Raw genomic sequence first — 19,421 nt, 5'->3', positions numbered from 1 at the left:
CTCTAATGCCCTCTACCGTTTTACTCCATGACGGAGAACGGCGACGTCACTCCACTGGTCCAGTTGGAGAACGTCAACAAGCACTTCGGGGCGCTACATGTCCTGAAGAACATCAACTTGACCGTCTCTCGTGGCGAGGTTCTGGTCGTCATCGGTCCCTCGGGCGGCGGCAAGTCCACGTTGTGCCGCACGATCAACCGACTGGAGACGATCAACGACGGGAAGATCATATTTGACGGGCAAGAGCTGCCGGACGAGGGTAAGGCGCTGGCCAGGCTCCGCTCTGACGTCGGCATGGTGTTCCAGTCATTCAATCTGTTCGCGCACAAGACGATCCTCGAAAATGTCACGCTGGGGCCCATCAAGGTTCGCGGCAAGGCACGTGAGGCCGCCGAGAAGCGGGCGATGGAGCTGCTGGAGCGCGTCGGCATCGCGGCGCAGGCGCAGAAATACCCCGCACAGCTCTCCGGCGGCCAGCAGCAGCGCGTGGCGATCGCCCGGGCGCTGGCCATGGACCCGAAGATGATCCTTTTCGACGAGCCGACGTCTGCGCTGGACCCCGAGATGGTGCAAGAAGTCCTGGACGTCATGATCGGGCTGGCCCGGGACGGCATGACGATGATGGTCGTCACACACGAGATGGGCTTCGCCCGCAGAGCCGCGAACAGGGTCGTGTTCATGGCCGACGGCCAGATCGTGGAGGAGAACAATCCTGAGGCGTTCTTCGGCTCACCGCAGACCGACAGGGCCAAGGATTTCCTTTCTAAGATCCTGACACATTGAGAGAGTCGAGGTAACGATGCAGATCCGTCGCATGGGCGCAGCCCTCGTCGCGGCCGGCGCCATGGTCGCCGGCCTTACCGCCTGCGGCGGCGGCGAGGCGACCACCGTTTTGCAGAAGGCCAAGGACGAGAAGAAACTCGTCGTCGGCGTCAAGTACGACCAGCCCGGTCTTGGCCTGAAGAAGCCCGACGGCACGGTCGAGGGCTTCGACGTGGACGTCGCCAAATACATCGCCGGCAAGATGGGCGTGCCCGAGAGCGGGATCGAGTTCAAGGAGGCCCGCTCCGCCAACCGGGAGAGCTTCCTGAAGCAGGGTCAGGTCGACCTGGTCATCGCGACCTACTCGATCACCGACGCCCGCAAGCCGCAGGTCACCTTCGCCGGCCCCTACTACCTGGCGCACCAGGACTCGCTGATCCGGGCCGACGACAGCTCGATCACGAGCCTCGAGACGCTGAAGGGCAAGAAGGTCTGCCAGGTCAGCGGCTCCAACTCGTGGAAGAACATCACCGAGGGCACCAACAAGATGAGCCTCAAGGTCGAGGCGTCCCTGGTGCCGGCGGGTGGCTATGACGAGTGCATCGCCAAGCTCAAGAGCAACGCCGTCGACGTGGTGACGACCGACGACACCATCCTGGCCGGCTTCGCCAAGCGCGAGGGCAGCGCCCTGAAGGTGGCCGGCGCGCCGTTCACCGACGAGAAGTACGGCATCGGCATCAAGAAGGGCGACATCGAGACCTGCAACGAGATCAACAAGATCGTCGCAGGGATGTGGACCGACGGCACGGCCGCCAAGCTGCTGGAGAAGCACTTCGCCGGGACGGGCCTGAAGGTGGAGACCGCGGCGCCGCCGGCTGAGGGCTGCGCCTGATCCCCGTTCAGACCCGGTCGCTCGCCGATGAGCGCGTTCTGCTCATCGGCGAGCTCTCCTGACGAGGAACGTCATGGACACTTCTGCCCTGTTTGATTTCTCGCCGTTGGTACAGGAATTCGACAAGATCCTCATCGGGTTCTGGTCGACGATCCGGCTGACGGTCATGAGCGCGATCATCGCGCTCGTTCTCGGCACGATCCTGGTGGCGATGCGGGTCGCGCCGACCCCGGTCCTGCGCTGGGCCGGCACGGCGTACGTCAACGTCGTCCGCAACACGCCCCTGACGCTCGTGCTGATCCTCTGCGCGCTGGGGCTCAGCGACACGATGCAGCTCACGTTCTCCGAGGACCCCACCACCAACTACTTCTGGTGGGCGGTGGCCGGTCTGTCGGCGTACACCGCGACGTTCGTGTGCGAGGCGCTGCGCTCCGGCATCAACACCGTCGCCCTGGGGCAGGCGGAGGCCGCCCGGGCGATCGGGTTCACCTTCATCCAGTCGCTGCGGCTGGTGGTGCTGCCGCAGGCCTTCAGGTCGGTCATCTCGCCGCTGGGCAGCATCCTGATCGCGCTCACCAAGAACACCACGATCGTCATCGTCGCCAGCTATCTCGACGCGGCAGCCCAGATGAAGCAGATGTTCGACGACTACGGCGGCACGATCCCCATCTTCTTGGGCTTCGCCTTCGGGTACATGGTCCTGACCCTGCCCACCGGCTTCCTGTTCGGCTGGCTGGCCAAGCGACTGGCGGTGGCGCGATGAGCACGAGTGTCCTGTTCGACGCCCCCGGGCCGCGGGCGCGGCTGCGCAACAACGCGCTGACGCTGCTGTCCGTCGTCGTCCTGCTCCTCATCGCCTACCTGGTGATCACCACGCTGGGTGAGAAGGGCCAGCTCGAGGCCGCCAAGTGGGAGCCGTTCCTGCGTGGCGACACCTGGACCGGATTCATCATCCCCGGCCTGATCGGCACCCTGCAGGCCGCGGTCGTGTCGGCGGTGCTGGCGCTGGTGTTCGGCGTGGTCTTCGGTCTGGGCCGGCTGTCCGACCACCGGGTGATCCGGGTGGTCTCCGGCGGGGTCGTGGAGTTCTTCCGGGCGATCCCCCTGCTCATCCTGATCTTCTTCGTGCAGGCGGGGCCGGCCACGCTGAGCGGTTACACGGTGAGCGTGCCCGCGTTCTGGGCCGTGGTCATCGGCCTGACCCTGTACAACGGGTCGGTGCTCGCGGAGATCGTCCGGGCCGGCATCCTCTCCGTGCCGAAGGGCCAGTCGGAGGCCGCCTACTCCATCGGGCTGCGCAAGTCCGGGGTGATGCGCATGGTGCTGGTACCGCAGGCGACGACCGCGATGATGCCGGCGATCGTCAGCCAGATGGTCGTGCTGCTCAAGGACACCGCGCTGGGCTGGATCATCGCGTACGAGGACCTGCTGAACGCCGGGCTGAAGCAGTTCGCGGTCAACTACGGCAACCTCATCCCGAGCGCGATCGTGCTGGCCATGTTCTACGTGCTGATCAACCTGGCACTCGGTTACCTCGCGCACTGGCTCGAGCGCCGCAGCCGGCGCAGCCGCAAGTCGGCCGCGGGTCCGATCGCGCCGCCCACGGCCATCGGCACGGGGCCCAGCGGCGGTCCGGGCAGGGAGGCCGTCTCCACCATGGAATGACGGCTCCCGGAAGGAACGCCACGGCGGTGGGGGGGGGGGGGCGCGAATCGCCCACCACCGCCGTTCGTTCGTCCACGAGATTTCGTGGACTAGTAGCGGAATGAGACGCGGGCGGGCGGCGGCTCTATGGGTGGCCCGATCCCGGACAGGGTGAGCGCCACCCACGACTGGCGCCCTCTGGGATTGTCGACGTAGAACGACATGCTGCAGTAGCGGCTGGTGAGTCGCCGGACGTAGCAGTACTTCGTCTTGACGACGCCGCGGATGTTGACGGTCAGCGAGCCGCCCATGCGCCGCGAGCACTCGTAGAAGCCCTTGACGTGAAGGCGGCTCCCGACGGCCGTGACGCCGATGTAATTACGGCAGGCGTACGACTGCGGGAAACCGGCCGGCCCGCGGTACCAGGCCCCGTAGTGCTGCCATCCCACCGCGGCGGAAGCGCTGTGGGACGGGACGGCCAGGGCCGCCATCCCGAGGATGATCGCGCCGGCCCAGCGGGCCGGTGTCGTGCGTGATGCCCCCATACGAACTCCCTTGTGCTCCGACGAAGCACCGAGCCCCCTTGTTCATCGAACGCTCGCCACGCTACGGCGGCCCATCGGCGACAACAAGAAATCATCGCGCATCGGTAATGCCCGTTGGACATTTGACACTTTTCCACCATGGTGTTATTTATTTCTGGCGATCAATACCCGGATATCCCGTTGTTGCGGTAAAAGCGATTTTTGCGGAAATGCTTCCCGTAAAGCCTCAAGAAGGTGCCACGGCTCGGTTAGAACCGCGCACACGCTCTCTCGCACCGCCTGACCGGCGGCAGACTTTGTTGTAGGGGAAGCATCGGGGGGTGGCGCATGCGTCAGGCGTACGTGGCGATCGCCGGCGCCATGGTGACGGGTCTGGCCGCCTGCGCGGGCGGCGGCTCGTACGCCACCGTCGTCGAAAAGATCAAGGGAACCGGGACTGTCGTCGTCGGCACCAAGTGGGACCAGCCGGGCCTGGGGCTCAGGACGGGCGAGGGCGAGCCCGAGGGCTTCGACACGGACGTCGCCCGGTACGTCGTCAAATACCTCGCCGGCGACACCCCCGTGAAGATCACGTGGCGGGAGTCGCCGTCGTCCACCCGGGAGGCGCTGCTCCAGAACGGCACCGTGGACATGATCTTCGCCTCCTACTCCATCACGGAGGCCCGCAAGCCCAAGGTGACGTTCGGCGGCCCGTACGTGATCGTCCGCCAGGACACGATGGTGCGCGCGGACGACACGAGGATCCGCAAGGTGACCGATCTCCGGGGCAAGCGGATCTGCCTGGCCGAGGGCTCGAACTCGTACCGCCGGATCGTGGACCCGCCCCCGGACGGCCGGCTCGACCTGCCTGCCGAGCTGGTGAACGCCAGCAACTACTCCGACTGCGTACGCAAGCTCGCCGCCGATCAGCTCGACGCGGTCAGCACCGAGAACCTGATCCTGGCCGGGTTCGCCGAGCACGATCCCGGCCGGTACCGGCTGCTCAACGAACCGATCAGTGACGAGAAGTGGGGCGTCGGCATCAAGAAGGGCGACATCGAGACCTGCGAGGCCGTCAACCGGGCGATCGCCCAGATGTGGCACGACGGGACGGCCACGCGGCTGCTGCGCAAGTGGTTCGGCCGGACCGACCTGCGACTGCCCTCCACCCAGCCACGTGCCGAGGGCTGCCACTGAACGGCGGGCACCGGCCCTGCGGACTGCGGAGACCGGCCACTGCGGAGACCGGCGACCGCGGAGACCGGCGACTGCGGAGACCGACCCGCCAGCTGCCGCGACCGCCCCGGGAATTGTGCGGACTGCCCGGTAACTGTGACGACCAGCCCGTCAACTGTGACGACCGGTCGCGTCAACTGTGAGGACCGGCCCGCACTCCCGGCGATCTTCCGGCAGGATGCGGGTATGCCTTTCTGGCCCTCCCCCATTTCGACCAGAGACGTGGCCGGTTCCGGCGTGCGCCCCGGCTGGCCCACGGCCAGGGACGGCCGGGTGTGGTGGACCGAGGACCGTCCCGACGAGGGCGGGCGCACCACGATCGTCCGCCGCGCCGCCGACGGCACCCACCGTGACCTGCTCCCCGCCCCGTGGTGCGCGCGCACCCGGGTCCACGAGTACGGCGGCAGACCGTACGCCGTGACCCCGGCGGGCGAGGTGGTGTTCGCCAACCTGAAGGACCAGCGCCTGTACTTTCTGGGCGAAAACGGCGAACCGAAACCCATCACGGACGAGGATTGCCGCTACGCGGATCTGCTGGTGCACGACGGCCAGGTCTGGTGCGTACGCGAGCGCCACGCCGAGGACGGCAAGGTCACCAGGGCGATCGTGTCGATCCCGCTGGACGGCGGGGAGGCCCGCGAATGGGCCACCGGGTGCGACTTCTACGCTTCTCCCGCCATTTCCCCAGACGGGCGGCATCTGGCCTACGTCTGCTGGAACCACCCACGCATGCCCTGGGACGGCACAGAACTACGCGTCACCCGCCTGTCCGGCGTCTCCGGCGGCCAGGGTTCGTGGACGGTCAGGGGCGGGCCCGCCGAGTCCGTGCTGGCCCCGGCCTGGAAGGACGACTCCCGGCTCTACCTCGTCTCCGACTCCTCCGGCTGGTGGAACCTCTACGAGGTCGGCCTCCAGGGCGACGACGCACGAGCCCTCCATCCAGCCGAGGAGGAGTTCACGGCACCACCCTGGCGCCTGGGCGGGATGCCGTACGCGCCGCTCCCCGACGGCCGTCTCGCGGTCCTGCACGGGCGCGGTGACCTGCGCCTGGGCGTCCTCGACCCCGGCTCGGGCACGCTCACCGACCTCGACGTCCCCCATACCGGCTGGGACGCGGCGCTGGCCACCGAGGGCACGAGCGTGGTCGGCATCGGGTACGCCGCCACCACCCCCCGCTCCGTCGTCACCGTCGACACGACGACAGGCGAGCACGCTCCCCTCAAACGCGACGTCTCCACCCTGCCCGACCCGGCCTACCTACCCATCCCCCGCCCCGTACGGGTGCCCGGCCCCCAGGCGGACGTCCACGCGTTCCTCTACCCGCCGCACGCCCCCGCCACCGACGGCACACCCCCCTACGTGATCTTCGTGCACGGAGGTCCGACCGCGCACGCCGACACCGCCCTCGACCTGGAGAAGGCGTTCCTGACCTCACGCGGCATCGGCGTGCTCGACGTCAACTACGGCGGCTCGACCGGCTACGGCCGGGCCTACCGGGACCGGCTCAGGGGCCAGTGGGGCCTGGTGGACGTCGAGGACACGGTCGCCGCCGCCAGGTGGCTGGCCGCGGAGGGCCTCGCCGACCCCGGCCGGATCGCGGTGCGCGGGGGCAGCGCGGGCGGCTGGACCGTGATGGCCGCCTGCTGCCGGTCGGACGTGTTCGCCGGAGGGGTGTCGTACTACGGCGTCAGCGCGCTCGGGCCGCTGGTCGCGCACACTCACGACTTCGAGTCACGCTACGTGGAGGCGCTGGTGGGCCCCGAGGACCCCCAGCTGTACGCGACCCGCGAGCCCCTCGCCCTCGTGGACGGCGTGACGTGTCCCATGTTGCTCCTGCAGGGCCTCGATGATCCGGTGGTGCCACCCGGGCAGTCCGCCGCGTTCGCCGACGCGCTGTCCGAACGCGGCGTGCCGTGCACGTACCTCGCCTTCGAGGGCGAGTCCCACGGCTTCCGCCGCACGGAGACACGAGCCGCCGCCCTGGCCGCCGAACTGGCCTTCTACCAGCAACTCTTCAGCTAGGGAGACCACCGGCCCCGAACAGGCTCGAACAGGCTCGATCCCGGCTCAGCGGGCGAACTCCGTGGCGCGCGACTCCCGGACCACGGTGATGCGGATCTGCCCCGGGTACGTGAGCTCCTCCTCCACCTGCTTGGCCACGTCCCGGGCGATCACCTGGGCCTGGATGTCGTCGATAGCGTCGGGCTTGACCATGACCCGGATCTCCCGCCCAGCCTGCATGGCGAACACCTTCTCCACGCCCTCGTACGACTGCGCGATCTCCTCCAGCCGCTCCAGCCGCTTGACGTACGCCTCCAGGGACTCCCGCCGGGCTCCGGGACGGCTGCCGCTGATCGCGTCGGCCGCCTGGGTGAGGACCGCCTCGACGGTGCGGACCTCGACCTCGTTGTGGTGCGCCTCGATGGCGTGCACCACGTCTTCCTCCTCGCCGTACCTGCGGGCGATCTCCGCCCCGATCAGCGCGTGGCTGCCCTCGACCTCGTGCGTGAGCGCCTTGCCGATGTCGTGGAGCAGGGCGCACCGCTTCATCAGCGTCTGGTTCATCTTCAGCTCGGCGGCCATGATCCCGGCGATGTGCGCGGACTCGATGAGGTGCTTGAGCACGTTCTGCCCGTACGAGGTGCGGTAGCGCAGCTGTCCGAGCAGCAGCGTCAGCTCGGGATGCATGTCGGTGATGCCCAGCTCGACGAGGGCGTCCTCGCCGGCCCGCGCGCACAGGTCCTGCACCTCCTGGCGGCTGCGGTCGTGGGCCTCCTCGATGCGCTGCGGATGGATGCGGCCGTCGAGCACCAGCTTCTCCAGCGTCAGCCGCGCCGTCTCCCGCCTGACCGGGTCGAAGCACGACAGCAGCACCGCCTCCGGCGTGTCGTCGATGATGAGGTTCACCCCGGTCGTGGACTCGAACGCGCGGATGTTGCGCCCTTCGCGCCCGATGATCCGGCCCTTCATCTCGTCGCCGGGCAGGTGCAGCACGCTGACGACCGACTCGGCCGTCTGCTCCGCCGCCACCCGCTGCACGGCCAGCGTCACGATCTTCGTGGCCCGCTTCTCGCCCTCCTTGCGGGCCTCCCCCTCGATCTCCCTGATGATCAGCGCGGCCTCGCGCTTGGCCTGGTTCTCGATCTCCTTGACCAGCTCGTTCTTGGCCTGCTCGCCCGTGAGCCCGGCCACCCGTTCCAGGATGACCCGCCGCTCCTCCTCGACCTGGAGCAGCTCCTCGCGGCGGTCGGCCAGCTCGACCTCGGTCTCGGCCAGCTTCCTGTCCCGCTCCGACTGCCGCCTGGCCTCGTCGTCCAGCCGCTGCTCCCGCTCGGCCAGCCGGGCCTCCCGGCGCTCCAGATCGGCCCGCAGCTCCTTGAGCTCGGTCTTGAGGATGCGGCTCTCCTCTTCGACCTCCCGCCGCATCTGCGTGGCGCTCTCGGCGGCCGCCTCGGACCTGCGCAGGATCTCCTCGGCGTCGGTCTCCGCCTTGTGGCGGATCTCCTGGGCCTCCTCACGAGCCTGTTCGAGCTCCTCGTGCACGGCCTGCACCTGCTCGGGGCTCGGCTTGGCAGCCCGGGGCAGGCCGCCCGAGGTGCGCCGTATGACGACGAGGAGCGCCACGATCATCCCGAACGCGAGCACGAGCACCGCCACCATCAGCACCACGACCAGCGGCCCCATGCGTGCCCCGCCCTCCTCGCGTCGTCAAGAACTCATAACGCGGCCACAGAACAGGAGGGGTCACAGGCGCGCCACGGAGAGCCCGGTCGGCGTCATCTTCGGGATCGAGGTCAAGCCAAGGCTGACCGGGCGTCGACTGCCAAAGCCGACACCTCGCCTGCCTCGATCAACCAAGCTCGTTCGTCCGTCGTTCACCGGTATGGCAATCCGCGCTGCGCGGAGTAACTCCTCACTGCCGTCGAGGTTATGCGTCGAACAGGTCACGAGCAAGCAAACGCGTCATCAAGCGTGTCTTACGGCCTCCCCTCCGGGAGGATAATGCACCGTTTGATCCAAAAAGGCCGACGTCGCCCACATAGCCCACCGCAGACATCAAACGAGCCTCAGGCGCTGGCCACCGCCATGAACCACCCATCCAGGCATACGACCACGAACCCACCTCAACCGGGGAAATCCTGACCACAAGCCCTCCCACCCAGGACCAACCCCAACCAGGAGACCACCCTGATCAGGACCAACACCGGCCAGGAGCAGCGCTGGCCAAAAGCGGTGCTGGCCAGAAGCGCAGTGCTTACCTGGAAGAGGTGCTGGCTGGGAACAGTGCCGGTTGGAAGGGGTGCCGCCTGTTGGGAGCGGTGCCGCCGGTTGGGAGCGGATCAAGCCAAGAGGCAGTACTGGCTAGGAACAGCCCCGCTCAAGAGGCAGACCTAGCCAGAAGGCAGTCCTGACCAGGAGGGCAGTGCTGGCCGGGGACACCAACTGGGAGAGGCCAGCTGGAAGAACGGCGCTGCCCGGAAGGCATCCCCAGCCCTAGCCCTAGCCCTAGCCCTGGGGATAGGGCTCTTCCATCTCGATGCCCTCCTGCTCGAGGGCTTCTCGGATGACACGGAAGGCCAGCCCCGAGGGGTAGCCCTTGCGTGCGAGCATGCCCGCCAACCTCCGGGTACGGGTCTGAGGATCCAGGGACCGGGTGGCGGCGAGCTTGCGCTCCACCAGCCGCCGGGCCGTCTCCGCCTCCTGGTCGGGATCCAGCCGCTCCACGGCCTCCTTGACCGTGTCACCGTCCACACCCCGGTGGCGAAGCTCGGCCGCCAGAGCGCGCTTGGCCAGCCCGCGGCCGTGGTGCCGGGAATCGACCCAGGCCGCCGCGAACGCCTCGTCGTTGATCAGCCCCAGCTCGGAGAACCGGCTGAGCACCGCCTCGGCAGCCTCCTCCGGCACGTCCCGCTTGCGCAGGGCCTCAGCGAGCTGGGCACGCGTCTTGGGCGCCATGGTGAGCAGGCGCAGGCAGATCGCCCGGGCCACCGACTCCGGATCGACCTGAGCCCCCGAACCGGCCGCACTCTCGGCATCGGGCCCGTCGGACGACCACCCCCGCTTCCGACCACCCTTCCGGCCCCTCCCCCCGAACCGTCCGGAGGATTTGCCACCGCCCTGCCCAGAATCCTCACCAAATTCCCCAGAGCCCGCTCCGAACCCCCCAGGACCGTCACCAAACCGCCCTGAGCCCGTACTGAACTCCCCCGGGCCCGCCCTGAACTCCCCCGGGCCCGCCCTGAACTCCCCGGCGCCTTCACCGAACTCCTCGGGACCCGCACCGAATCCCCCCGGCGCTGAACCCGCTCCGAACCCCCCAGGGCCCTCACCGAACCCCCCGGGACCCGCGCCGAACTCCTCGGGACCCGTGCCGAACGGCGAAGAGCCTCGGTCGGAACGCCGGGACTTCCCACCGGAACGCCCGGCCCGGTTGCCGGATCCCCCGGATCGGCGCCCCTTTCCCGGCTGTCCCGTTCCTGCGTCACTCTGCTCGCGCCCGAACCAACTGCTCCCAGCCAGCACCTCGGAGTGCCATTCATCCGCGGCCCGTGCCTTGGGCGAGGTCTCCGTACGACCACTCCGGTCGTCCTGGCTCCCCGCCCCGCTCTCATCGCCCGGCCCCTCCCCGGCGTCCGAACGAATCTGACCAACCGGACCAACCGGGCCAACCCGACCGACCGGATCACCTTGACCACCCAGGTTGTTCTTGCTCCTCAGACTGTCCTGGTCGCCCAGGTTGTTCCGGCCCCCCAGGCTGCCCCGGCCACTCGGGTTGTCCCGGTCGCTCAGACTGTCCTGAATGCCCAGGCCGTCCTTGCCACCCTGGCGCTCGCCGCCGCCCAGGTCGCCAGGTGAGTCGCCAGAAGGCCGGTGGGCCGGGGTGGCACCGGGTGAGTCGCCGGCGGGGTCATGGGGCCTCTCCGGCTCTCCCAAGGGGGAAGGGCCGGTGGGGATGGCGGAGGACACTTCCTCGGAAGGATCCGTGGCGGCAACAAAGGCCGCCTCCTCAGGAGCGTCCGTGGTGGCAGAGGAGGTTGTCTCCTCGGGAAGGTCTGCGGCGGCGGCGGAGGAGGTCTCCTCGGCACGCCGTTGGCGGTCGCGTTGCTCGCGCCACTCGTCCACCGACGGCCAGCCGTCCGTGGCCGAGCGGGCCAGGTCGCCTTTCCGGGGAGACGTGTGGTCGGGCCAGGCGCCCCGGTCCGGTGGAGGGGGCGCTTGCGGCCGGTCCGTGCTGCTCATGCGATGATCGATCAGACGTCACCCGGCTTGGGGGTGGACTTCGAGCCGCGGCCCGAGGGAGCGGCGGCCGGGGCCGGAGCGGCGGCGGCCGCAGCTGCTGCTGCTTCGGCGGGAGCGTCGAGGCGCGGGCCCACGCCCAGCTTGTCCTTGATCTTCTTCTCGATCTCGTTGGCCATGTCGGGGTGAGTCTTCAGGAAGTTGCGGGCGTTTTCCTTGCCCTGGCCGAGCTGGTCGCCCTCGTAGGTGTACCAGGCGCCGGACTTGCGGACGAAGCCGTGCTCCACACCCATGTCGATGAGGCCGCCCTCGCGGGAGATGCCCACCCCGTAAAGGATGTCGAAGTCGGCGACGCGGAAGGGCGGGGCCATCTTGTTCTTGACGACCTTGACCCTGGTGCGGTTGCCGACGGCCTCCGTGCCGTCCTTGAGGGTCTCGATGCGGCGGATGTCCATGCGGACCGAGGCGTAGAACTTCAGCGCCTTACCGCCGGTCGTCGTCTCGGGGCTGCCGAACATGACGCCGATCTTCTCGCGGAGCTGGTTGATGAAGATGGCGGTGGTGCCGGTGCTGCTGAGGGCGCCGGCGATCTTGCGCAGGGCCTGGGACATGAGGCGGGCCTGGAGGCCGACGTGGCTGTCGCCCATCTCGCCCTCGATCTCGGCCTTGGGCACCAGGGCCGCCACCGAGTCGATGACGATGATGTCGACGGCGCCGGACCTGATCAGCATGTCGGCGATCTCGAGCGCCTGCTCACCGGTGTCGGGCTGGGAGACCAGCAGGGCGTCGGTGTCGACCCCCAGCTTCTTGGCGTATTCGGGGTCGAGGGCGTGCTCGGCGTCGATGAACGCCGCGATGCCGCCGGCCCGCTGGGCGTTGGCCACCGCGTGCAGGGCGACCGTGGTCTTGCCCGAGGACTCCGGGCCGTAGATCTCCACGATGCGCCCGCGCGGCAGGCCGCCGATGCCGAGGGCCACGTCAAGGGAGATTGACCCCGTGGGGACCACCTCGATGGGAGCCCGGGCGTCATCGCCCAGTCTCATGACGGAGCCCTTGCCGAACTGCCGCTCGATCTGAGCGAGTGCGGTCTCGAGGGCCTTCTCGCGGTCGTTGATAGCCATGGAACTCCCCTGGAGGGTCGTGGTCCGATCAGTCGAGTGAAAGCTACGGCCTGCCACCGACATTTTCTGCCGTAGTCGGGGAAGACGTGGCCCGGCGTTGTCCATCGTAGCCGAACGGCTGTTCGATCACAGCAGGAACACGCCCGAACACCCGTCTCCCGTCAATCACCCGTCTTGGAGGCTCCGAGCAGGCGCAGAACAGGTGGAGGCGCAGGGCAAGCGGGCGTAAGGCAAGCGGGCGTAGGGCAGGGCAATAGGTCGGGGGAACACGCGCGTACCCGTTCGGGTCCGCCATCGGCTCGTCGGCGTCGCGCCCGGAGTGCAACCAAGGGATCAGGGCCAGGCAATGCCAGGCGGTCTGCAAGCCTGGGCCTCGCGGCCGAGGCGGTGCATGGCCATCAGCGGCAGGTGCTCTCTGCCGCGAAGTTGACGGCGCCCTTGATGAGCCCGCCTCCTCGTCGGCGGGACCCTGGATGTGCCGCTCCGCGAACGCCTTCTCCGCCTCCTCCAGCGGGGCGAGCCCGTTGCGCTCGCGTTGCCTCCCACTGGTGTTCCTCGACGGCCGGGGAGGTGACCGCTGGGATCCGGTTTCAGGTGCCGGGGCTGCCGGGGCTCCCGAGTGGATCGAGCACGAATTCGGGTTCCGCGTCTGCGGTCTGCCCACGCACGAGTTCTTCGACCCGTACGCGCACACGTTCGACTTCGAGCGCGTACGCATCCTCGTGGAGCCGCCCGCGCGATGATGCCCGCCGACGTGTTGTCATGCGCCGTGAGCTGGGGAGACTCACTGCACAGGGCGACGGTTGGAGGCGGCACGTGGCGAGCGGCTACACCGGGGAACGGCGCGTCCATCTCGAGGCGCTCGCCGAGTTGCTGCCCGCCCACGGCCTGGTCAGCCGGATGGTGGGAGGCGAGGATCCGGTGTTGTGGGTGTGGCACCCGCGTACCGGTAACCAGACGATCGTCTTCGCCACCCCCTCGAACCGCGGATGGCAGTTCCTGTGGTCGCCGGGCGGGCAGGGCTCGGCCGACGACCTGCAGCGCACGGGCGCGGCCCTCCGCCAGACGCTCGCCCCGGCCGAGCCGGAGGGCTGACGAGCCGGCGGACGAGGAGTCAGCGCAGCTTGGACGGGACGTCCTCCACCTGGCAGACCGCGCGCCACACCGTCTTGACGCTCTCCCCGTCGGCCAGCGCCTGCACGACGGTGCGACCCCCGAGAGGGGCTATCACGTAGTCGCGGGCCCACGACTCGGCGTACGTCTCACCGAAGTGAGCGTTCATCCGTCTCCAGAACTCGGTCAGGCGCATGACTCAAGTATGGAATCGCACCGGGAGTGGGTAGGACACCCGCATGCCAAAGACCCCCAAGTCTTCACCCCCGAAGACAGCCAAGACGAAGGCCAACAGGGCCAAGCGCCGCCGCTTGTTACTGGCGATGCGGCTCACCGTGCAGAAGGAGAAGGCCGAGCGCGCCGAACGGCACGCGAACATCAGGCAGGCACCACGTGCGGGCAAGCCGCGTACGCGGAGGGCGTCGCGACGCTAGTTCACATCACCCGCGCGCCGTACATCTCACCGAGATGGTCGGCGAGCAGCTCCAGCCGGGCGCCGTCGGGGTCCTTGAAGTAAATGGAGGCGCCGCTCTCTATCTGGTGCGGCACGCCGGCCATCTCCAGCTTCCCGCGCAACCGCTCCCACGTCGCGGGATCGACGGAGATCGCGACGTGGTGCAGCCCGCCGAGCACTTCCTGGTACGGCTCCAGGTCGAGCCCCGGGAAGTCGAAGAACGCCAGCAGGTTGCCGTTGCCGATGTCGAAGAAGAAGTGGTTCGAGCCCTTGTAGTCGCGGTTCTCGATGATCTCCGTCAGCGGGAACTCCAGGAGTTCCTGGTAGAACTTGATGGTCCGTTCCACGTCGGACGACAGCAGGGCCATGTGGTGCAGGCCGCGCGCGCTGCTGGAGGGCCGGTGCGGTAACACGTAGCGCTGTCGCAGGTCAGAACGGCGGGCTTCGATGGCCGCGTAATCGATGGTCACGGTCGCTGTATGTCCGCCAGGGCCGCCCCTCAATCACCTGCCACCGGGCCAAATGCGTTTTCTGTCGGTGGCGCGAGGCAGTATGTGCTGGTGAGCTCGCTAGACCAGTTCAGCCAGATGACCAGGCAATGGTTCGATGGAGCCTTCCAATCTCCCACGGCCGCCCAGGAGGGGGCGTGGGAGTCGATCTCGCGTGGCGACAACACCCTGGTCGTCGCGCCCACCGGGTCGGGCAAGACGCTGGCGGCCTTCCTGTGGTCCCTCGACCGGCTCGCCGCCTCCGGCGAGGAGCGCACGGGGACGAGGGTCCTGTACGTGTCGCCGCTCAAGGCCCTGGCCGTGGACGTCGAGCGCAACCTTCGCGCGCCGCTGGCGGGGATGAAGCAGACGGCGCGGCGGCTCGGGCTGCCGGTGCCGGAGATCTCGGTGGCGATCCGCTCGGGCGACACCCCGGCCGAGGACCGCAGGCGGTTCGCGGCCCGGCCGTCCGACATTTTGATCACCACGCCGGAGTCGCTGTTCCTGCTGCTCACGAGCCAGGCGCGGGAGGCGCTGCGGGGCGTGGAGACGGTGATCGTGGACGAGGTGCACGCGGTCGCGGGCACCAAGCGCGGCGCCCACCTGGCCCTCAGCCTGGAGCGGCTCGATGCGCTGCTCGACCGGCCGGCGCAGCGGGTGGGTCTGTCGGCGACCGTGCGGCCGGTGAGCGAGGTGGCGGTGTTCCTGGGCGGGGCGCGGCCGGCCACCGTCGTGCAGCCGCCGTCGGACAAGCGGATCGAGGTCGAGGTCGTCGTCCCCGTCGAGGACATGACGGAGACGGAGGGCCGGCCGCAGGCCGGCGGTGACGAGTTCGCCCCCGAGCCCGCCAACCGGTCGATCTGGCCGCACGTCGAGGAGCGGCTGTTCGACCTGATCGAGGCGCACAGCTCCACCATCGTGTTCGCGAACTCGCGGCGGCTGGCCGAGCGGCTGTGCACCCGTCTCAACGAGCTCGCCTACGGCCGCGACCAGGGCCTGGAGGCCGTAGACCTGTCGATCTGGGAGACGGGCCCGCCGTTGGAGGACTCGAAGGGCGCGGAGGACGCGGAGGGCGCGGAGGGCGCGGAGGGCGGGCCTCTGCGGGAGGACGCAGGGCCCGGGTCGCTCCCGGACGACGCAGGGGGTTGGCCGCCGCGAGACGGCGCCGCGAGCGGGTCGGCGCGGCCGGGAGGGAACCCTGGGCCGCCCAGGTGGGCACCGGCCAAGCGGATGCCGGCCGAGATGATGGCGCAGGCCGGGGCGAGCAAGGGCGTCGTGACGGAGATCGTACGCGCTCACCACGGCTCGGTCTCCAAGGAGGAGCGGGCGCAGATCGAGGAGGCCCTCAAGTCGGGCCGCCTGCCGGCCGTGGTCGCCACCTCCAGCCTGGAGCTGGGCATCGACATGGGCGCGGTCGACCTGGTCGCGTGCGTCGAGGCGCCGCCGAGCGTGGCCAGCGGGCTGCAGCGCATCGGCCGGGCGGGCCACCAGGTGGGGGCGGTGTCCAGGGGCGTCATCTTCCCCAAATACCGGGGTGACCTGGTGCAGACGACCGTGGTGGCCGAGCGGATGAAGAGCGGCCTGATCGAGGAGCTGCGCTATCCGCGCAACCCGCTCGACGTGCTGGCCCAGCAGATCGTGGCGATGACCGCGCTCGACGAGTGGACGGTCGACGAGCTGGAGACCGTGGTGAAGCGGGCCGCCCCCTACGCCACGCTGCCGAGGAGCGCGCTGGAGGCCACGCTCGACATGCTGGCCGGCCGCTACCCGAGCGAGGAGTTCGCCGAGCTGCGGCCGCGCATCGTGTGGGACCGCGTCACGGGCGTCCTCCAGGGCCGGCCCGGCGCGCAGCGGCTGGCGGTGACCAACGGCGGCACGATCCCCGACCGGGGCCTGTTCGGCGTGTTCCTGGTGGGCGAGCGGGCCTCCAGGGTGGGTGAGCTGGACGAGGAGATGGTCTACGAGTCGCGCGTGGGCGACGTGTTCGTGCTGGGCGCGACCTCCTGGCGGATCGAGGACATCACCGCCGACCGGGTGCTGGTGTCCCCGGCGCCGGGGCAGCCGGGCAAGCTGCCGTTCTGGCACGGCGACGCGCCGGGGCGGCCGGCCGAGCTGGGCCGGGCGATCGGGCAGTTCCTGCGCGAGCAGGCCAAGCAGGACTCGACGGAGCGGATGCGGGCGGCGGGGCTGGACGAGTTCGCCGCGGGCAACCTGCTGGCCTATCTCAAGGAGCAGCGCGAGGCCACCGGTTACGTCCCCGACGACCGCACGCTGCTGGTCGAGCGCTTCCACGACGAGCTGGGCGACTGGCGGGTGGTGATCCACTCCCCCTACGGCGCGCGGGTGCACGCCCCGTGGGCGCTGGCGATCAACCGGCGGCTGCGCGAGCGCTACGGCATCGACGTGCAGGCCGTCCATTCCGACGACGGCATCGTGCTGCGCATCCCCGACACGCTGGCCGAGCCGCCCACCGACGTGGCGGCCTTCGACGCCGAGGAGATCGAGCAGATCGTCACGGAGGAGCTGGGCGGGTCGGCCATGTTCGCCTCCCGGTTCAGGGAGTGCGCGGGCCGGGCTCTGCTGCTGCCGCGCCGCACGCCAGGCCGGCGCAGCCCGCTGTGGCAGCAGCGGCAGCGGGCCGCCCACCTGCTGGGCGTGGCCTCGCAGTACGCCTCGTTCCCGATCGTGCTGGAGACGATGCGCGAGTGCCTGCAGGACGTCTTCGACGTCCCAGGGCTGGTGCAGCTCATGCGCGACCTCGCCGCGCGCAGGGTGCGGCTGGTGGAGGTGGAGACGTCGCAGGCCTCGCCGTTCGCGGCCTCGCTGCTGTTCCACTACGTGGGCGCCTTCATGTACGAGGGCGACGCCCCGCTGGCCGAGCGCCGGGCGCAGGCCCTGGCGCTGGACACCACGCTGCTGGCCGAGCTGCTGGGCCAGGCCGACCTGCGCGAGCTGCTCGACCCCGACGTGATCTCCGACAGCGAGCGCGAGCTGGCCCGGCTCGACCGCCCGCTGCGTGACCTGGAGGACCTCGCCGACCTGCTGCGCTCGCACGGGCCGCTGCTGGCGCCCGACGTGAGCGTGCGCGGCGGCGACCCCGGCTGGCTGGCGGAGCTGGAGCGGGCCCGGCGAGCGATCCGGATCCGCATCGCGGGCGAGGAGCAGTGGGCGGCCATCGAGGACGCGGCGCGCATGCGTGACGCGCTGGGCGCGCCGCTGCCGGTGGGGGTGCCGCACGCGTTCCTGGAGCCGGTGGCGGATCCGCTGGCCGACCTGGTGGCGCGGCACGCGCGTACGCGGGGGCCGTTCCACGCCGGCACGGCGGCCGCGAGGTTCGGGCTCGGCGTGGCCGTGGTGACCGACGCGCTGCGCCGGCTGGCGGCGACCGGCAGGGTGGTCAACGGCGAGTTCCGGCCCGGCGGGCGGGGCGAGGAGTGGTGCGACGCCGGCGTGCTGCGGATGCTCCGCCGCAGGTCGCTGGCCAGGTTGCGCAAGGAGGTCGAGCCGGTCGCGCCGGAGACGCTGGCGCTGTTCCTGCCCGCCTGGCACGGCATCACCCAGGGCGACCCCGGCACGCGGGGGCCCGTCGGGGCGGCCCGGGCGATGGACGCGCTGGTCCGCTCGCTCGAGCAGCTCCAGGGGGCCGCCGTGCCCGCCTCGGCGCTGGAGACGCTGGTGCTGCCCTCGCGGGTGCCCGGCTACCACCCCTCGCTGCTCGACGAGCTGACCTCGTCGGGTGACGTGATGTGGGTGGGGCAGGGGTCGCTGCCCGGCGGCGACGGGTGGGTGTCGCTCTACTTCGCCGACACCGCGCCACTGCTGATGCCCGTGCCCGCCGAGATCACGATGACGCCGGTGCACGATCGCGTGCTGGAGCTGCTCGGCGGGGGCGGGGCGCTGTTCTTCCGGGGGATCTCCGATCAGCTCGGGTCGCTGGACGACGCCTCGCTGGTGTCCGCGCTGTGGGATCTGGTGTGGGCGGGGCGGGTGTCCGGTGACACCCTCGCGCCGCTGCGGGCGACGCTCGGCACCGGGCGGCCCGCCCACCGGCCGGCCACGACGCGGCGGCGCCGGGCCGTGCTGCCGAGCCGGAGCGGCCCGCCCACCGTGGCGGGCCGGTGGTGGTTGCTGCCCTCGCCGGCCGCCGACGCGACGCAGCGGGCCAACGCGCAGGCCGAGGTCCTGCTGGAGCGGCACGGGGTGGTGACGCGGGGCGCGGTGACGTCGGAACGGCTGCCGGGGGGATTTACGCCGATTTATCAGGTCCTGCGGGCCTACGAGGAGGGCGGACGGTGCCGCCGGGGCTACTTCGTCGAGGGGCTCGGGGGCGCGCAGTTCGCGCTGCCGGGGGCGGTGGACCGGATGCGGGCCATGGCGCCGGGCATCGCACCGACCTCCCAGCCCGCCCCCGGGACACCCCAGGCGGGTGGCGGGCGGCGGGCCGTGGTGCTGGCCGCGGCCGACCCGGCCAGCCCGTACGGCGCCGCCCTGCCCTGGCCGCAGCGCCCCGACGACGTCGGGCACAAGCCGGGCCGGAAGGCCGGGTCGCTGGTGGTGCTCGTGGACGGGCATCTGGTGCTGTACGTGGAACGGGGCGGCAAGACGCTGCTGTCGTTCTCCGACGACGAGCGGTTGCAGCCGGCGGTGGACGCGCTGGCCCTGGCCGTACGCGACGGGGCGCTGGGAAAGCTGACGGTGGAGCGGGCCGACGGCGCCTCCATCGTGGACTCCCCGCTGGCCGCGGCTCTGGAGGCGGCCGGCTTCCATCCGACGCCACGCGGGCTGCGGCTGCGGGCCTGAGCGAAGGGGCGGCGCCCAGCGGGGTGGGCGCCGCCCGGTGCCGCGGTTGCGCAGGCTGAGGCAGCTGCCGCCGAGGCCGCGGACCGGCGCGTATTCGCCTTGAAGGCGTGACATCTCGGACCTGAGCATGCCGATGCCTGATTGCTCTTC

General features: G+C 70.1%; 16 protein-coding genes. 10 read left to right on the top strand and 6 right to left on the bottom strand.

Features of this window, described 5'->3' with window-relative positions:
- Positions 1–27: 27 nt before the first annotated feature.
- The 4 genes from ACBJ59_RS43260 to ACBJ59_RS43245 all read left to right on the top strand — a co-directional run bounded on the left by ACBJ59_RS43260 (position 28) and on the right by ACBJ59_RS43245 (position 3,319).
- Positions 28–783, top strand: coding sequence for an amino acid ABC transporter ATP-binding protein (locus tag ACBJ59_RS43260; protein WP_375115905.1), 756 nt, complete (start codon positions 28–30; stop codon positions 781–783).
- Between the two features lie 31 nt (positions 784–814).
- Positions 815–1,654 carry a glutamate ABC transporter substrate-binding protein gene (locus ACBJ59_RS43255; protein WP_375115904.1) on the top strand — a complete coding sequence of 280 codons (840 nt, stop codon included), beginning with the start codon at positions 815–817 and terminating at the stop codon, positions 1,652–1,654.
- A 73-nt stretch (positions 1,655–1,727) separates the two neighbouring features.
- Complete coding sequence (locus tag ACBJ59_RS43250) at positions 1,728–2,417, top strand: amino acid ABC transporter permease (protein ID WP_375115903.1); 690 nt, start codon at positions 1,728–1,730, stop codon at positions 2,415–2,417.
- Positions 2,414–3,319, top strand: coding sequence for an amino acid ABC transporter permease (locus ACBJ59_RS43245; RefSeq protein ID WP_375115902.1), 906 nt, complete (start codon positions 2,414–2,416; stop codon positions 3,317–3,319). The genes ACBJ59_RS43250 and ACBJ59_RS43245 overlap by 4 nt, the downstream gene beginning before the upstream one ends.
- A gap of 89 nt (positions 3,320–3,408) precedes the next feature.
- Here the strand turns inward: ACBJ59_RS43245 and ACBJ59_RS43240 are convergent, their stop codons facing one another.
- The gene (locus ACBJ59_RS43240; protein ID WP_375115901.1) at positions 3,409–3,843 is read right to left on the bottom strand and encodes a hypothetical protein; all 435 of its coding nucleotides are present in this window, start codon (positions 3,841–3,843) and stop codon (positions 3,409–3,411) included.
- Positions 3,844–4,170: 327 nt separating this feature from the next.
- On the opposite strand from ACBJ59_RS43240, the gene ACBJ59_RS43235 reads away from it, so the two are divergent.
- Positions 4,171–5,019, top strand: coding sequence for a glutamate ABC transporter substrate-binding protein (locus tag ACBJ59_RS43235; RefSeq protein WP_375115900.1), 849 nt, complete (start codon positions 4,171–4,173; stop codon positions 5,017–5,019).
- Positions 5,020–5,244: 225 nt separating this feature from the next.
- Positions 5,245–7,080: a S9 family peptidase gene (locus ACBJ59_RS43230; RefSeq protein ID WP_375115899.1), complete on the top strand. Its 1,836-nt coding sequence runs from the start codon at positions 5,245–5,247 to the stop codon at positions 7,078–7,080.
- Positions 7,081–7,125: 45 nt separating this feature from the next.
- Here the strand turns inward: ACBJ59_RS43230 and rny are convergent, their stop codons facing one another.
- From rny to recA, 3 genes are all read right to left on the bottom strand, one after another.
- Positions 7,126–8,742, bottom strand: a complete 1,617-nt coding sequence (rny, locus tag ACBJ59_RS43225) for a ribonuclease Y (protein ID WP_375115898.1) — start codon at positions 8,740–8,742, stop codon at positions 7,126–7,128.
- An 822-nt stretch (positions 8,743–9,564) separates the two neighbouring features.
- Positions 9,565–11,298 (bottom strand): recombination regulator RecX, encoded by a 1,734-nt coding sequence (gene recX, locus ACBJ59_RS43220; protein ID WP_375115897.1) that lies wholly within the window; start codon positions 11,296–11,298, stop codon positions 9,565–9,567.
- An 11-nt stretch (positions 11,299–11,309) separates the two neighbouring features.
- The gene (gene recA / locus ACBJ59_RS43215; RefSeq protein ID WP_375115896.1) at positions 11,310–12,416 is read right to left on the bottom strand and encodes a recombinase RecA; all 1,107 of its coding nucleotides are present in this window, start codon (positions 12,414–12,416) and stop codon (positions 11,310–11,312) included.
- A gap of 548 nt (positions 12,417–12,964) precedes the next feature.
- Here recA and ACBJ59_RS43210 point away from each other — a divergent pair.
- Positions 12,965–13,159 carry a hypothetical protein gene (locus ACBJ59_RS43210; protein WP_375115895.1) on the top strand — a complete coding sequence of 65 codons (195 nt, stop codon included), beginning with the start codon at positions 12,965–12,967 and terminating at the stop codon, positions 13,157–13,159.
- A 73-nt stretch (positions 13,160–13,232) separates the two neighbouring features.
- Positions 13,233–13,511 carry a hypothetical protein gene (locus tag ACBJ59_RS43205; RefSeq protein ID WP_375115894.1) on the top strand — a complete coding sequence of 93 codons (279 nt, stop codon included), beginning with the start codon at positions 13,233–13,235 and terminating at the stop codon, positions 13,509–13,511.
- Between the two features lie 19 nt (positions 13,512–13,530).
- On the opposite strand, the gene ACBJ59_RS43200 is transcribed toward ACBJ59_RS43205, so the two are convergent.
- Complete coding sequence (locus ACBJ59_RS43200; RefSeq protein ID WP_364128329.1) at positions 13,531–13,725, bottom strand: DUF3046 domain-containing protein; 195 nt, start codon at positions 13,723–13,725, stop codon at positions 13,531–13,533.
- A 43-nt stretch (positions 13,726–13,768) separates the two neighbouring features.
- On the opposite strand from ACBJ59_RS43200, the gene ACBJ59_RS43195 reads away from it, so the two are divergent.
- Positions 13,769–13,963, top strand: coding sequence for a hypothetical protein (locus ACBJ59_RS43195; RefSeq protein WP_375115893.1), 195 nt, complete (start codon positions 13,769–13,771; stop codon positions 13,961–13,963).
- 1 nt (position 13,964) lies between these two features.
- On the opposite strand, the gene ACBJ59_RS43190 is transcribed toward ACBJ59_RS43195, so the two are convergent.
- Positions 13,965–14,453 carry a VOC family protein gene (locus tag ACBJ59_RS43190; protein ID WP_375115892.1) on the bottom strand — a complete coding sequence of 163 codons (489 nt, stop codon included), beginning with the start codon at positions 14,451–14,453 and terminating at the stop codon, positions 13,965–13,967.
- Between the two features lie 117 nt (positions 14,454–14,570).
- Here ACBJ59_RS43190 and ACBJ59_RS43185 point away from each other — a divergent pair, with 117 nt between their 5' ends.
- Positions 14,571–19,271, top strand: a complete 4,701-nt coding sequence (locus ACBJ59_RS43185; RefSeq protein ID WP_375115947.1) for a DEAD/DEAH box helicase — start codon at positions 14,571–14,573, stop codon at positions 19,269–19,271.
- Positions 19,272–19,421 lie beyond the last annotated feature (150 nt).

This window comes from Nonomuraea sp. MTCD27, assembly GCF_041950495.1.
In the GTDB taxonomy this organism is placed as follows: Bacteria; Actinomycetota; Actinomycetes; order Streptosporangiales; family Streptosporangiaceae; genus Nonomuraea.
Note: the sequence above shows the minus strand (reverse complement) of the source record. Positions and strands in the feature narration are given on the sequence as shown.

What these genes read in the sequence shown, in the direction of transcription:
- ACBJ59_RS43245 (WP_375115902.1), top strand. Translation starts at nt 2,414, where the DNA reads ATGAGCACGAGTGTCCTGTTCGACGCCCCCGGGCCGCGGGCGCGGCTG.
- ACBJ59_RS43235 (WP_375115900.1), top strand. Translation starts at nt 4,171, where the DNA reads ATGCGTCAGGCGTACGTGGCGATCGCCGGCGCCATGGTGACGGGTCTG.
- ACBJ59_RS43185 (WP_375115947.1), top strand. Translation starts at nt 14,571, where the DNA reads ATGACCAGGCAATGGTTCGATGGAGCCTTCCAATCTCCCACGGCCGCC.
- ACBJ59_RS43200 (WP_364128329.1), bottom strand. Translation starts at nt 13,725, where the DNA reads ATGCGCCTGACCGAGTTCTGGAGACGGATGAACGCTCACTTCGGTGAG.
- ACBJ59_RS43195 (WP_375115893.1), top strand. Translation starts at nt 13,769, where the DNA reads ATGCCAAAGACCCCCAAGTCTTCACCCCCGAAGACAGCCAAGACGAAG.
- ACBJ59_RS43250 (WP_375115903.1), top strand. Translation starts at nt 1,728, where the DNA reads ATGGACACTTCTGCCCTGTTTGATTTCTCGCCGTTGGTACAGGAATTC.
- ACBJ59_RS43260 (WP_375115905.1), top strand. Translation starts at nt 28, where the DNA reads ATGACGGAGAACGGCGACGTCACTCCACTGGTCCAGTTGGAGAACGTC.
- ACBJ59_RS43255 (WP_375115904.1), top strand. Translation starts at nt 815, where the DNA reads ATGGGCGCAGCCCTCGTCGCGGCCGGCGCCATGGTCGCCGGCCTTACC.
- recX (WP_375115897.1), bottom strand. Translation starts at nt 11,298, where the DNA reads ATGAGCAGCACGGACCGGCCGCAAGCGCCCCCTCCACCGGACCGGGGC.
- rny (WP_375115898.1), bottom strand. Translation starts at nt 8,742, where the DNA reads ATGGGGCCGCTGGTCGTGGTGCTGATGGTGGCGGTGCTCGTGCTCGCG.
- recA (WP_375115896.1), bottom strand. Translation starts at nt 12,416, where the DNA reads ATGGCTATCAACGACCGCGAGAAGGCCCTCGAGACCGCACTCGCTCAG.
- ACBJ59_RS43230 (WP_375115899.1), top strand. Translation starts at nt 5,245, where the DNA reads ATGCCTTTCTGGCCCTCCCCCATTTCGACCAGAGACGTGGCCGGTTCC.
- ACBJ59_RS43240 (WP_375115901.1), bottom strand. Translation starts at nt 3,843, where the DNA reads ATGGGGGCATCACGCACGACACCGGCCCGCTGGGCCGGCGCGATCATC.